14 protein-coding genes are annotated in these 14584 nt (G+C 26.6%); 11 read left to right on the top strand and 3 right to left on the bottom strand.

All coding sequences use genetic code 4. The annotated features are described in order from the left end of the window. Positions 1 to 36: 36 nt before the first annotated feature. Positions 37 to 243 (top strand): hypothetical protein, encoded by a 207-nt coding sequence (locus tag AACK86_RS04065; RefSeq protein WP_338981470.1) that lies wholly within the window; start codon positions 37 to 39, stop codon positions 241 to 243. Positions 244 to 646: 403 nt separating this feature from the next. Then, positions 647 to 1747 (top strand): ComEC/Rec2 family competence protein, encoded by a 1101-nt coding sequence (locus AACK86_RS04060; RefSeq protein ID WP_338981468.1) that lies wholly within the window; start codon positions 647 to 649, stop codon positions 1745 to 1747. Between the two features lie 290 nt (positions 1748 to 2037). On the opposite strand, the gene AACK86_RS07635 is transcribed toward AACK86_RS04060, so the two are convergent. Both AACK86_RS07635 and AACK86_RS07630 read right to left on the bottom strand, forming a co-directional pair. Then, positions 2038 to 2430 carry a transposase family protein gene (locus AACK86_RS07635; RefSeq protein WP_422398365.1) on the bottom strand — a complete coding sequence of 131 codons (393 nt, stop codon included), beginning with the start codon at positions 2428 to 2430 and terminating at the stop codon, positions 2038 to 2040. After that, on the bottom strand, positions 2415 to 2867 hold the full coding sequence (locus tag AACK86_RS07630; RefSeq protein ID WP_422398218.1) for a helix-turn-helix domain-containing protein: 453 nt from the start codon (positions 2865 to 2867) through the stop codon (positions 2415 to 2417). The genes AACK86_RS07635 and AACK86_RS07630 overlap by 16 nt, the downstream gene beginning before the upstream one ends. A 368-nt stretch (positions 2868 to 3235) precedes the next feature. On the opposite strand from AACK86_RS07630, the gene AACK86_RS04050 reads away from it, so the two are divergent. The 8 genes from AACK86_RS04050 (at position 3236) to AACK86_RS04015 (ending at position 12814) form a co-directional block, all read left to right on the top strand. Next, positions 3236 to 3514, top strand: coding sequence for a hypothetical protein (locus AACK86_RS04050; RefSeq protein ID WP_338981465.1), 279 nt, complete (start codon positions 3236 to 3238; stop codon positions 3512 to 3514). Continuing rightward, positions 3499 to 3891 (top strand): transposase family protein, encoded by a 393-nt coding sequence (locus tag AACK86_RS04045; protein WP_338982682.1) that lies wholly within the window; start codon positions 3499 to 3501, stop codon positions 3889 to 3891. Before AACK86_RS04050 ends, AACK86_RS04045 begins: the two co-directional genes overlap by 16 nt. A gap of 299 nt (positions 3892 to 4190) precedes the next feature. Continuing rightward, positions 4191 to 5915 carry a phosphoenolpyruvate--protein phosphotransferase gene (gene ptsP / locus AACK86_RS04040; RefSeq protein ID WP_338981463.1) on the top strand — a complete coding sequence of 575 codons (1725 nt, stop codon included), beginning with the start codon at positions 4191 to 4193 and terminating at the stop codon, positions 5913 to 5915. A 281-nt stretch (positions 5916 to 6196) separates the two neighbouring features. Continuing rightward, positions 6197 to 8644: a leucine--tRNA ligase gene (gene leuS / locus AACK86_RS04035; protein WP_338981461.1), complete on the top strand. Its 2448-nt coding sequence runs from the start codon at positions 6197 to 6199 to the stop codon at positions 8642 to 8644. Continuing rightward, positions 8637 to 9341, top strand: coding sequence for an NTP transferase domain-containing protein (locus AACK86_RS04030; protein ID WP_338981459.1), 705 nt, complete (start codon positions 8637 to 8639; stop codon positions 9339 to 9341). The genes leuS and AACK86_RS04030 overlap by 8 nt, the downstream gene beginning before the upstream one ends. 166 nt (positions 9342 to 9507) lie before the next feature. Further along, a complete protein-coding gene (locus tag AACK86_RS04025) occupies positions 9508 to 11505 on the top strand; it encodes a PTS transporter subunit EIIC (RefSeq protein WP_338981457.1) in 1998 nt (665 codons plus the stop codon). Between the two features lie 146 nt (positions 11506 to 11651). Then, positions 11652 to 12221 carry a hypothetical protein gene (locus tag AACK86_RS04020; protein ID WP_338981455.1) on the top strand — a complete coding sequence of 190 codons (570 nt, stop codon included), beginning with the start codon at positions 11652 to 11654 and terminating at the stop codon, positions 12219 to 12221. Between the two features lie 107 nt (positions 12222 to 12328). After that, positions 12329 to 12814, top strand: a complete 486-nt coding sequence (locus AACK86_RS04015) for a PTS glucose transporter subunit IIA (protein WP_338981453.1) — start codon at positions 12329 to 12331, stop codon at positions 12812 to 12814. A 56-nt stretch (positions 12815 to 12870) separates the two neighbouring features. Here the strand turns inward: AACK86_RS04015 and AACK86_RS04010 are convergent, their stop codons facing one another. Further along, complete coding sequence (locus AACK86_RS04010; protein WP_338981451.1) at positions 12871 to 13494, bottom strand: superoxide dismutase; 624 nt, start codon at positions 13492 to 13494, stop codon at positions 12871 to 12873. 99 nt (positions 13495 to 13593) lie between these two features. Here AACK86_RS04010 and AACK86_RS04005 point away from each other — a divergent pair, with 99 nt between their 5' ends. Further along, positions 13594 to 14583 (top strand): type II CAAX prenyl endopeptidase Rce1 family protein, encoded by a 990-nt coding sequence (locus tag AACK86_RS04005; RefSeq protein WP_338981449.1) that lies wholly within the window; start codon positions 13594 to 13596, stop codon positions 14581 to 14583. Position 14584: the final 1 nt, after the last annotated feature.

The following is a 14584-nucleotide window of genomic DNA, read 5'->3' as shown; positions in this document are numbered from 1 at the left end:
CATTATTTTATAAGTAATTTAATTACGGGTGAAAAAATGAAGAAAACTAAAATTATTATTTTTGCTATTATAATAATTATTCTTATTTTAATGGGATTTTTATTATTGCATTTTTTTATTAATGCTGATATTAATATTGTAAAACCACAACCAAATATTGTTACTAAATCAAGTATTGAGATTAATTTTTTAGTTAAAAATAATTTTGCCATTGCTAAGAAATATTTTGCCAAAAAAGATTAGTATTAGTAAAAATGAACAAAAAATTAATAAACATCGCTTAGTGGACATTATTTTTTATTATCAAGTGCCGTTGTATTATTTTCAGCCCTTGGCAGCAAAAAAAATTATTACAAGTTATTTACAATGATATTACTATTGAATTAGAGCCATTTTCGCAAGATGTTGCTAAAGTTTATATTGAAGATGTTACTATGTATTTTTTGCAAGGCATTTTAAAGTTAGAACGACGCATTATTAATGACATTGTGAATATTTTATTATCTTCTTTATCCATTCAAGTTCGGTGACAAACTTTAGAGAAATATTTACACGATAGTAAATTAAATAAATATTATGAAATTATTTTGCAGTTAATATGAGTTTAAAAATATTTCCAACAATTATTTTGATTATTTGCTGGTTGTTGTTAATAACAAATGTTAGTTATTATTCGTTATTATTAACAGGCGTAGCAATATTAGGCTTTGTGTTTTATAATATGAAATTTTATTGAAAATATTTCTTTTTTATTGTTATTTTTTTATTTATTGTGTTAATTTTTTTACTAGTAATTAAAACTATTGTTTTTGAAAATCATAGTTCTGAGCAATGATTAACTGTTAAAGTTGTCCAAAAATATTGTAATTATTATGTTGTTGAATATCAAAAAAATTATTTAATGATAAAAAAATATTTTTTTAATATTAGTTTAAATATTGCTGATCAAGTTAAAATTAAAGGCATAATATTTAAGCATCAAGCAATTAATAATTTTCATCAATATAATTTGGGTTGAGATTATTATGGTAAGCATATTGTTGGTGAAATTAAATTAACTAATAAGCAGTATTTTCATTATGAAGCGTTCACATTACGAAATTATATTTGAAAATGATTACAACAGTATGATTATAATAATTTGTTAGATTTTTTTCTTTTGCAAAATTATTCTGATAATCATTCTGAGTTATTAGCAATGTGACAAAAATTAAATATTAGTCATTTATTAGTAGTTAGTGGTTTTCATATTAATTTACAAATAACATTATTGCGTTGGGTTTTATGTAAGTTAATTAAAAAAAGTATTTTGCGAAATAGTATTATTTTTGCTTGATTAAGTTTTTATGTTTATTTATTAAATTGACAATTATCAGCATTAAGAGCATTGTTATATTGAACAGGTTCATATATTAATAAAATTTTTAAATTAAATATTTCATCATTAGATTTATGAGCAGTAATTTGCTGTTTTTTTCTGATAATGAATCCCTTGGTACTTTATCAAACTAATTGGCAATTTTCATTTTTAATTAGTTTAATAATAATTTATGTTAATCAAATTTGTTGAAATTTTAATAAAATTATGAAGTTATTATTTACGCAATTAACTATTAGTATTATTACTTTGCCAATAACGATATATATGCAAGGTCATATTAATTTATTATTTTTAGTTCATCAAATTATTTTTAGTAGTTTAGTTCAAATTTTTTATTATTTTTTTTCTTGTTATTATTTGAATTAAACCGTTATTACTTTTTTTACATTATCTTTATCAAGGAATTTTAATATTTACTTATTTTTTAGTTTCAACAACGATATTTTTCCATTTAACAGAAATGCCAATGTGATTTTATTTTATATATTAGACTTCTTGCATAACCTATTAAAAAAATTACAAATATTTGTAAAAAGACAGTAATAGAAAAATATAATTTTAATTAATTATGTCTTTTATCTAAAAAATTAATATTTTGCCACAACAAAAAATGAATTTATTATTTAAATTCTTTAATTTTAAATAAATCTTTTATGTTAAATTAATAATTGCAAATTATAAATTGAGGCAATTAAATTAAATCTTAAACCAAATCTTTTTCTACGATTACGATATTTTTCTGTCATAATTTTAAATTTTTTAAGAATAGCAAAAATATTTTCAATAATAATTCTCATTTTTGAAACTAGTCTATTATGTTGTTTTTGTGCTTTATTTAAATGGTTTTTCTTTGTTTTCTTTGTAGGTATTAGAACATTATTGTGAATTTTTTGTATTCCTTGATAACCACTATCAACTATTAATTTGGTATTTTTTAAAATTGGGATTTTTGATTCTTTAAATAAAGCATAATCATGTTTTTTCCCAAGTGAAAAACTTGTTGCAATAATTTTTCTGGTTTCTTTTTCGATAATTACTTGTGTTTTAATGGTGTGTTTTTTCTTTTTACCAGAATAAGATTGTTTTTGTCTTTTTTTGGGCGTTGGATTGGAGTTTCGGTAGCATCAATAATAATAGTTTTATCATTAAAATAATCATTTATTACTGCTTTTTTACCAGCAAGTTGTTGAAAATCAGAGTTTTTAATTAAAATATCTTCAATTCACTTGATATTCCGATAACAATTAGCTTCACTAATTCCGAAATTTTTACCAAGATGAAAATAAGTCTGATATTCTCGTCAATATGATAAAGTCATCAATAATCTATTTTCTAGTGATAATTTATTAGTTTTACCACCTTTTTTAAATTTTTCTATTTCAGCTACTTGTAAAATATCTAAAATTTTATTAAAAGTGGATTTTTTTATTCCTGTTAATCTTAACCATTCTTTATCATTAAGAGTATTAAATTTATTATTGTTCATATTTTGATATCCTCATAAATTATATTTTATAAGAATATTTTAATAAAAAAGGTATCGCAAGAAGTCTAGTGTTTAACAAGCTTTGTTAGTAAATTTTATTTTTTAATTAGATAAAGATTTTAATAATTTTAAACTTAGTATATCCCCTATATAGAAATTTCTACACTTTAACATCCGCATCCTACCCTTGGAACTAATTTAATAGCGTGTATATTTTTAGGAAATCCACCCATTCATTTTTTTATTGCAAAACGAAACAAATTGCTATAGCTAATAGGGTGTTATCTATCAACTGGTAAACTTCTTTTGGTTATGGCGACCACTCACAATTTATCGTGCTTTAATACATACCAACATTATTAATTCACTTGTATTTAATTTTCAAAGAACAAATTTTAACACCTTATAAAATAAAAAGACAATCATTGCTGACTGTCCTTAATACTTATTCAAACCTTTTCCCACCTAACAAAACTTTATGCGCCCATTTTCAACAACTTGCTGGTAAAAAAGCACTAATAAATGATTATTTTAATGATAAAACTATTATTATTGATGCTACCGAAACTCCAATCCAACGCCCAAAAAAAGACAAAAACAATCTTATTCTGGTAAAAAGAAAAAACACACCATTAAAACACAAGTAATTATCGAACAAGAAACCAGAAAAATTATTGCAACAAGTTTTTCACTTGGGAAAAAACATGATTATGCTTTATTTAAAGAATCAAAAATCCCAATTTTAAAAAATACCAAATTAATAGTTGATAGTGGTTATCAAGGAATACAAAAAATTCACAATAATGTTCTAATACCTACAAAGAAAACAAAGAAAAACCATTTAAATAAAGCACAAAAACAACATAATAGACTAGTTTCAAAAATGAGAATTATTATTGAAAATATTTTTGCTATTCTTAAAAAATTTAAAATTATGACAGAAAAATATGGTAATCGTAGAAAAAGATTTGGTTTAAGATTTAATTTAATTGCCTCAATTTATAATTTGCAATTATTAATTTAACATAAAAGATTTATTTAAAATTAAAGAATTTAAATAATAAATTCATTTTTTGTTGTGGCAAAATATTAATTTTTTAGATAAAAGACATAATTAATTAAAATTATATTTTTCTATTACTGTCTTTTTACAAATATTTGTAATTTTTTTAATAGGTTATGCAAGAAGTCTAATATAAAATTTAAAAATACGAAATTATTCGTATTTTTATTTTGTTTTTTTAAGATTGCAATTGTTATTGGAAAAACTGAACTTTTTTATATATAATTACTATTAAACATATATAGAAACGAGGACATATTATGGAGTTGAAAGCTATTGGTGCTTCAAATGGAATTGCCATTGCTAAAGTATATAAGTTAATTGAACAACGAATTGAAGTTGAAAAAGAACAAGTTACTAATATTGAAGAGCAATTACGAAATTTAGAACAAGCATTTAATGTATCGCTTACTGAAATTCGGAAATTGTATACTGAAACTCTTAAAAAACTTGGTGAAGATAAAGCTAAAATTTTTATGGCTCATGAGCAAATTATTAGTGATCCCACTATTATTGATGAAATAAAACAGATGATTACTAGTGAACAAGTTACTAGTTCGTATGCGAGTTTTGTTGTTGCTAATAAATATATTGCGATGTTTAAAGCGATGGATGACGCTTATATGCGCGAAAGAGCAAGCGATATTGAAGATGTTACTAATCGTTTAATTAAGCATTTATTGGGAATAAAAATTCAAGATTTAGCAATTATTGATGAAGAAGTAATTATTGTTAGTTCTGATTTAACACCATCGCAAACGGTGCAATTAAATCCGGAATTTGTGAAAGGATTTCTTTGTGATATTGGTGGTAGAACTTCGCATGCGGCGATTATGGCGCGTAGTTTAGAAATTCCGGCGATTGTAGGATTAAAAGATATTACTAGTAAAGTAGAAAATGATGAACTAATTATTATGGATGGAAAAACTGGTGTTGTCATAACTAATCCTAGTAGTGCTCAACAAGTTGAATGAAAAGAATTGCAAACGCAATGAAAAATTAAGCAACAACAATTGCAAAAATATAAGGATGAACCAACGATAACTTTAGATGGGCATAAAGTTACTTTAGAAGGAAATATTGGTTCTTTTCACGATGTTGATAGTGTTATTGATAATGGTGGTAATGGAGTGGGATTATTTCGTTCGGAATTTTTATATATGAATAGTAATCAATGACCAACAGAGGAAGAACAGTTCCAAGCATATAAAGCTGTCTTAGAGAAAATACCTAATGATATGGTTGTTATTCGGACACTTGATATTGGTGGTGATAAGCATTTATCGTATTATCAGTTTGAATCGGAAATGAATCCCTTTTTAGGTTATCGCGCAATTCGTTTGTGTTTAGATCAGATTGATGTTTTTAAAACGCAATTGCGAGCATTACTAAGAGCATCGGTTTATGGTAAATTAGCAATTATGTTTCCTATGATTGCTACTGTGAATGAGTTTAAAGAAGCTAAAGCCATAACTTTACAATGTAAAGAAGAATTAAAGCAAGAAAATATTGCTGTTAGTGATGATATTCAAATTGGAATGATGGTTGAAATTCCTGTTGCTGCCGTAATGAGTGATATTTTTTCTCAATATGCTGATTTTGTTTCGATTGGAACTAATGATTTAATTCAATATGGAATTGCTGTTGATCGAATGTCACCGAAGGTATCATATTTATATCAACCTTATCATCCAGGAATATTAAGACTAATTAAAATGACAATTAATGGTGCTCATTTAAATAAGAAATGAGTTGGAATGTGTGGCGAAATGGCAGGAGAAATTTTGGCATTACCATTATTATTAGGAATGGGATTAGATTACTTTTCAATGTCATCAACATCAATATTAGAAGCAAGAAAAATTATTAATAGTTTAACTAAAAAAGAGACAGTTGTTCTTGTGAATGAGGCTTTAAAATGTCATAATGAAAATGAAGTAATTGCTCTTGTTACTAAATTTTTACAAGAAAAGAAATTAATTTAATGTTTTTAAATATGATATTGGCAACTACAACAATAAATAAGAATATGGGTATTGCTTTAACTGTTAGTTGTCTTATTTTGACAATTTTATGTTTTGTTATTCATTGACTATTAGTAACAAAATATTTTTCAAAAGTTGTTTATAAGGATACATTGTGATTTTTTATTAAGAAAAATATTTTCTTTTTATGTGGATGTATGTTTACTCTTGGGTTTATCGCTTCCTTAATTTCTGTATTGAGAATATTTAGTTAAAAGATATATGATAAGAAAGGATACATTATGATTTATTCACATCGTGCTTTAGAAAAAAAGTGACAAGAGTATTGAAAAAATAAACAAATATTTAAGACGCCTAGTAATATGGCAACTAAAAAAACTTATATTCTTGATATGTTTCCATATCCATCTGGTGCTGGATTACATGTTGGTCATTTAAAAGGTTATATTGCTACTGATGTAATGGCGCGATTTCGTAAGATGCAAGGTTATGCTGTTTTGCATCCTATTGGTTGGGATGCGTTTGGTTTACCAGCTGAACAGTATGCTTTAAAAACAAAAAATAATCCTGTAAGTTTTACTTTGGAAAATATTAGTAATTTTCGTCATCAATTGCAACGCTTAGGTTTTTCTTATGATTATAATAAAGAAATAAATACTACTGACCCTAATTATTATCAATGAACACAATGAATATTTTCACAAATTTATAAAAAAGGTTTAGTTCAATTAAAATGAAGTGATGTTAATTGATGTGAAAAATTAGGAACAGTTTTAGCTAATGAAGAGGTTTTAGTTATTGAAGGAAAAATGGTTTCTGAAAGAGGTCATTATCCGGTTATTAAAAAACCAATGCAACAATGAGTTTTAAAAATAACTAATTATGCTTCAAGACTATTAAAAGGATTAGATGATTTAGATTGACCTAATTCCGTTAAAGAATTACAAAGAAATTGAATTGGTGAACGATTAGGGGCATTAGTGGATTTTAAAATTCAAAATTCATTAGAAAAAATTTCAGTTTTTACTACAAGGTTGGATACGATTTTTGGTGTTAGTGCTATTATTTTAGCACCAGAGCATCCATTAGTAGTTTCGCTTACTATTAATAATAATGAGCAACAAATGAATGAGTATTTATCAGAAGTTAAAATGAAAACTGATTTAGAACGCCAAGAGTTAAATAATGATAAACAAGGGGTATTTACGGGTAGTTATGCGTTGCATCCGTTAACAAATGAATTACTTCCGATTTGAGTTGCTGATTATGTATTATATCATTATGGAACAGGAGCAATAATGTGTGTTCCCGCACATAGTGGTGAAGATTATCATTTAGCATTAAAATATAATTTACCAATAAAGATTGTTATTGAAAATGATAATATGAAAATGCCAATAACTGGTAATGGTATTCATATTAATTCTCAGTTTTTGAATGGACTAAATAATGAACAAGCCATTAGTAAAATTATTAATGTTTTAGAAGCAAAGGCAATCGCTAAAAAACATACAACTTATAAATTACGCGATTGATTGTTTTCTCGCCAAAGATATTGAGGTGAACCGTTTCCAATTATTTTTTGAGATGATGGTACGACTGGTTTAGTTGATGAGTTAGATTTACCGGTAATGTTACCATTAACAAATAATATTGTTTTAACAGTTAATGGTCAGTCGCCATTGGCAAATATGGTTGATTTTGTTAATGTTACTAGAAACGATGGTGTTAAAGGGAAAAGAGATACAAATACAATGCCACAATGAGCAGGTAGTTGTTGATATTATTTAGCATATATTTTGAAACAAGATGATGGTAGTTTTATTCCCTTAAATAGTAAAACCGCATTTAAATTATTAGAACAATGATTACCAGTTGATTTGTATGTTGGTGGTCAAGAACATGCGGTGTTGCATTTATTATATGCTCGATTTTGACATCAAGTATTGTATGATTTAAAAGTTGTTCCAACGCCAGAACCTTTTATGAAACTTGTTAATCAAGGAATGATTTTAGGTGTTGATGGTGAAAAGATGTCAAAATCAAAAGATAATGGTGTTAATCCTGATGATATCATTATGACGCATGGTGCTGATGCTTTACGCGTTTATGAGATGTTTATGGGACCATTAACAGCATCAATGCCATGAAATATTCAAGGTATTGATGGTACAAGGAGATGATTAGATCGGATTTATCGTTTAGTAACTGAACATCTTGCTTGAATTATTAAAAATAATGATGGTCAAATGGATAAAATTTATCATCAAACAGTGTTTAAAGTAACTACTGATTTGGAAAATTTAGGTTTTAATACGGCGTTATCATCATTAATGGTTTTTGTTAATGCTTGTTATAAAACAAAGCAAATTTATTTACCTTATTTTTTAGGATTTATCAAAATGTTAAGTTTATTTGCTGTGCATTTAGCAGAAGAACTATGATTAATATTAGCCCAAGAAAATAGTGTAGCTGTTCAAAAATGACCTGAATATGATGCTAAGTATTTAGTGAAAGATGAAGTTGTTGTTATTATTCAGGTTAATGGTAAATTACGAGGAAAATTAAATGTTGTGCCGAATTTATCACAAGAAGAAATTTTAAAAATTATTCAAAATGATGACTATTTACAAAAAATTTTATATCAATATGAAATTAAACAAACAATATTTGTAATGAATAAAATTATTAACTTTGTTACTAAAGTAGTGGATAAACACGATGATTAAGCGAGCGATTATTTTTGCGGCCGGAGTTGGCAGAAGATTAAAATTAAATCATCAACATAAATCATTATTAAATATTAATGGTGAAATTTTAATTGAAAAAATAATAAATAATTTATTAGTGGCTAAAATTAATGAAATTATTGTTATTACTGGTTATCGTCATCAAGATTTTTTATATTTAGTTGATAAGTATGTGCAAGTTAAGCTTGTTCATAATACGCAATATGAAAATGGTTCTAGTGCCTATGCTGGTTATTTAGTTAAAGATTACTTACAAGATAATACAATTATTATTAGTGGTGATATGGTAATGGGGCGAAATTTTTTTATGAATTTAACAGCAAAATCAATTATGTGTGCCGTTAAACGAGTAACTAAAAAGATTGATTGAGTGTATAATATAGGTAATAACAATAATATTATTGGTTATGAAAAAAGTAATAATATGCATAAGCTATTATTAGGTGAATGGTCATTGTTAGATGAACGATGAGCAAAGGCGATTAGAGAACAATTGCAAATTAAGTTTGCTGAAAATGAGATTTCTCAATATCAAATGGTGGATATTCTTATTGCTAGTGCTTTAAAAAATAAAATTGTTATTACTCCTTATATATTAAGTGAAGATGACCAATGAGATATTGATACACCAGAAGATTTAGAAATTTCAGTTGCTAAAACGATAAAAATTTCATAGTTATTATTGATATATTTAGTTTAAAGAGATTGTAAAAATTTCTTAGATTAACTAAATAATATTTGATTTAGTTATTAAAAATAGAGTGGAGGTTATTGCTTGAATTTTAAAATAAAAAATTTTTTAGAATTTATTTTTAAATTTAAATAGAAAAGGAACGGTTTATATGTCGTCAAAGCTTGGATTTAAAAAGTCTTTAGCTAGTTTTTGGAGTAACTTTAAAGAAAAAAGTCAAGGTGTTCTTCAAAAATTATCTAAAGCATTTATGTTGCCAATTGCGTTGTTACCAATTGCGGGATTATTTTTAGGAATTGGAGCAACAATTGAAACACTTGCTAAAAATGCTGATGCAGAAGCTTGAGAAACTTTTGGAACATTTTTAAAAATGATGGGTGATGTCCCATTTGCTAATTTACCAGTATTATTTGCAATTTCAGTTGCAATTGCTTTTACTAATGATGCGGGAGTTGCAGGTTTAACCGCATTAATTGGGTTTCTAATTTTTGTTGTTGTAATTGCGGTCTTTATGAATCAAGCGGTAATAAACTATAACTATGTTTTATCATATGTTGATGATGCGGGTAAAGATCAGAAGATTGTAGTTTCATTAAAGGAATTATATACGGTAAAAGATTTAATACCAAAATTAACTGCTGAATTTAGTAAATTATTAGGAGGAACATTGGGTGGAAAACCAATTGATGATACTTTTTATCAAGTAATATCGTCAAATGAAACGCCAATTAACTATAATTTATGATTTTGAAAAGGTGATTTAGCAGTTGATAATAAATTAACGACATCAATTTTAGGTATTGGACCAACACTAAATTCAGGAGTATTTGGAGGAATTATTGTTGGGGCGTTAGTTGCTTTTCTTTACAATCGCTTTTATCTAACAGAATTACCTTCTTACATTAGTTTTTTTAGTGGCGTAAAATTTGTCCCAATTGTGGTATTCTTTGCTGTTATTCCCTTGGCGTTTATTTTTATTTTAATATGACCGCCAGTTGGAGCAGCATTTAATTGATTTGGGCGTTCATCAGGAACATTACCTGTGGGATTAGATTCATTATTTTTTGGATTAATTGAACGGTCATTAATTCCTTTTGGATTGCATCATGTGTTTTATGCACCATTGTGATGATCTGGTGCTGGTGGAGCGATTAGTGACTTTGCTAGTACGGGGGATGTAGCTAATCCATTAACTTTAACAGCTGTTGGTGACCAAACAGGATTTATGGCAGTTATTGCTGATGGAAAATTAGCATTGCAAGATATGTGAGGTCGGGGATTACGACTAGGACGATTCCAAGCAGGTAAGTTTCCCTTTATGATGTTTGGATTGCCAGCCGCTGCCGCCGCTATGGCATTGACGGTACCTAAGGAAAATCGAAATACAGCATTAGGAGTATATGCTTCTGCTGGATTAACCAGTTTCTTAACAGGAATTACTGAACCGTTAGAATTTAGTTTCTTATTTGTGGCTCCGTGGTTATTTTATGGGATTCATGTGCCATTAGTAGGAATATCATTTATGTTAATGAATGTTTTACAAGTAAAAATTGGAATGACTTTCTCTGGTGGAGTATTAGACTGAATTATTTATGGAATTGTTCCAAGTTTTAGTGGTCAAACAACTAATTGATGAGTTGTACCAATTGTTGGTGCAGCCTATGCAGCGATTTATTTCTTCTTATTTTATTTCTTGATTTTACGATTTAATATTAAAATTCCGGGAAGAGAAGCTGTTGAGGGGCAGATTCATTTATTTACAAAAAAAGATTATCAAGCAGCAAAAAGTCAATCTAAGAATATGTCGCCAATAGAAGATAATATTATTAATGAGAAAAAAGAAAAGATTACCAATAGTAATGAAATGCTAAAAAAAGATAAGAAATCTGGAAAAGTAATCGTTACAGCAGAAAAAATATTAGCTGCTTTGGGTGGGGCAGAAAATATTGAAAATATTGATGCTTGTGCTTCAAGATTGCGAGTGCAAGTCGTTAATATCAATAAAGTTGATGCTGGCGAATTAGAAATTTTAAGTACTAAGCGTATTAAAAAGAGTGGTAAGAAGCAAGTGGCCGTAGTTTTTGGTGGTCAATCAGATATTTGAAAAAATAAAATTAAGGAAATTTTGTATCGCTCTTCTTCCGCATAAAATAGTAAAAAATAATAAATATTTAGTAGTAAATAGTAATTAATTAAGAGTGAATTTAAAAAAAATTAAATTCACTCTTTTTTCAGTTGAATTTAAAAATTAATATGTTTTAATAAGAAAAAGAAGCTGAAAGGATTGATTATTAAATGATGAATGATAAGTTAACTAAGTTATTAATTATTTCGAGTTTATCAATAGGAGTTACAAGCAATTTAGGTATTATTAATAATATTAAAAGTAAAGAAGAAAAATCTGTTGATGTTTTAAATCTTATTACCAATAAAACAGTTGATGAAGAACAATGAGAACAAAATATTAAATTTATCTTAGAAGATTTTATTTTTTCAAAATCGTTGATTTTTAATTGAACTGTTAATACTCTTAAAAAAGATTTTAATATTTCTGAACAACAAAAACAACCATATAATTTTTCTTTAACGGATGCTAAATATTATTATTACAAAATTCTTAATGATGTTAGAAGATTTATTGATAGTCAATTAAATATTCGGTGAAGGGTTGATCTTGAAGTTAAGAAAATTAAATGAAGAGATAGTAATGCGCAGTTAACAGCAGCTTTAATTAGTTCATTTGATTTATATGTTGATCGGCCTTTAACTAGTTATTTAGATGTGTATTTGTGAAGTAATAAAATGCAAAAGCATTATTTAGCAACAGGTCTTAGTTATAATGTTGGATTTAATATTATAAAATAAATTATTAAGGTAAGATGGTGGGATATATCACTTTTGTTTTAATGACAAAAGTGATTTTTTCACATATAATTAAAGATATATATAATATATGAAAGGAAAATAATTAAATGTTTAGTTTTGGTAATTTTTTTAAAAAAAAGCAAATTGAAATTTTATCACCAGTAGAGGGTGAAGTAATTAATATTACTGATGTTGATGATGAGGTGTTTAATGAAAAGATGTTAGGTGATGGTGTCGCATTAATTCCGACTGCTAATGAGTTTTATGCACCGTTTGCAGGTACGATAACTTCAATATTTCCTACGAATCATGCTTATGGAATTCAACATCGAACAAAAGTAGAATGTTTACTACACATTGGTTTAGATACGGTTAATTTAAAAGGTAGGGGGTTTGCACCAAAAGTTAAGCAAGGTCAAAAAGTAAAGGCTAATGAATTATTAGCAGTTGTTAATTGAAGTGAAATTGCTGGTGAGATTAAATCAAATCAATCGCCGTTAATTTTTTTACCTGATAGTTTAAAAGGTAAAAAAATTACTAATATTAAATTAGGTCCTGTTAAATCTGGTGAAGTTATTGCAATAATTCAATAAATTATTTAATAAAAAAGATGAATTCATTGAATTCATCTTTTTTATTAAAATTAGTATTATTTAGAATTATCTTTTAAATAAGTGTCATATAGTTTTTCAACTTCTTCTCAGTTAATAATGTCAAAAAATTTAGTTACATAAGTTTTACGGTCGGTACGATAGTCAATATAATAGGCATGTTCTCAAACATCAATACCGATTAAAGGATAGGATTTTAAAAATCAAGGATTATCTTGGTTAAAGGTGTTAAAAATTTTTAATTTACCATTACGATCAATTAATAATCATGTTCAACCACTACCAAAGACTTGTAAGGCGGCGTCACGCATTTTTTCTTGTCATTTTTCCATTGACCCGTAGGTTTTTTCAATGAGAGTTTTTAATTTACCATTACTAATTGGTTTGTCTTTCGCTAGGATACTAAAAAAGAAATTATGGTTAATTAATCCGCCACCGAATTGGCGAATACCAACATGGCATTCATTTGGTAAGGTTAAATAGTCGCGCATTAATTGATTTAGATCGGTAGGCTGATTGTTATTTTCTAATTTTGCAAGGGTATTATTTAAACCATCTTCATATGCTTTGTGATGTTTGTTGTAATGATAATCCATGGTTTCTTTAGATATAATTGGTTCTAGAGCATCTAACGAATAATTTAATTCTTTTCTTTGAAACATTTATAATTTCCTCCTTTTAATAAATTAATTATATACACATATACTATATAAATGTATAATAATTATATAAGAAAGTAAAAATGGAGTAAGGTTTAAAAGATGAGTTCTGAAAGTTTTTCGCATTCCCAACAATTAAAGTCGTGCAAATGATATTCTCCACAGTATCAAATTCCAAAAACTTTTGTTGATGATTTACAGGTTTATAATTATAAATTGTTTTCTAAAGTTAGTACTTGTTTATTTCTCATAACAGTTTTTGTTTTTCCAATAATTTTTGATTTACTTCGGATCTATGTTTTAAATAATAATAATTATATTTTTTTATTTTTAATTCTTAATTTAGTTTCGTATGGTTTTAGTTTTGGATGATTAATGGTTGAAGATGCAAAAAAATTTATTAATAGTGGTGCTTGAGCAATTTATTTATTTGTAGTTTCCCAAACAGTTAGTACGATTTTATTTGCTATTTTTATTAAAACATCGCCATTATTTTATGAGCAAGTTGGTAATAAAATCAAAATTACGAATGCTGGTTATGCTCTTAGTTCTTTTATCCAAAGCATTACTGGATTAGTAACAATTTTTATAATTTTGTTTTTTAGTAAGCAGTTAGCAAGTAAGATAGGTAATACATTATTTTATAATGTGCTATTAGTTGCTATTGTGATTATTATTTCTTTGTTAATTATTTTTCAAGTTACTACTGTTTTTAAGTTTATTAATGATGCTATTGGTATTAAGAAATCTGCTAATCAAACTGAAATTGAAAAATCTTTAAGTACTATTAGTGGCAAGATTGGTTTATTTATTATGGTTGTTATTACAGCACCATTATTGGAAGAATTAGCAACTAGGCATAGTATTTTTATGTTATCAAGATATCGTTGATTGGGGTTTTTTATTTCTTCTTTTTACTTTGCTTGAATGCATATCCGCTTGGCTGGCGATATTCAAAATATTTTTAGTTATTTAGGTTTTTCTTTGTCGTTGTCGTTACTATTTATTTTTGGTCGTGAGAATGTAACATATCCATTTTTAATTCATTTAATAAATAATTTGATTTCTTATACAGTTTTGGTTGCAACTTAGG

Origin of the sequence: Spiroplasma endosymbiont of Eupeodes luniger (genome assembly GCF_964019525.1) — a bacterium.
Lineage (GTDB): Bacteria > Bacillota_I > Bacilli_A > Mycoplasmatales > Nriv7 > Nriv7.
Note: the sequence above shows the minus strand (reverse complement) of the source record. Positions and strands in the feature narration are given on the sequence as shown.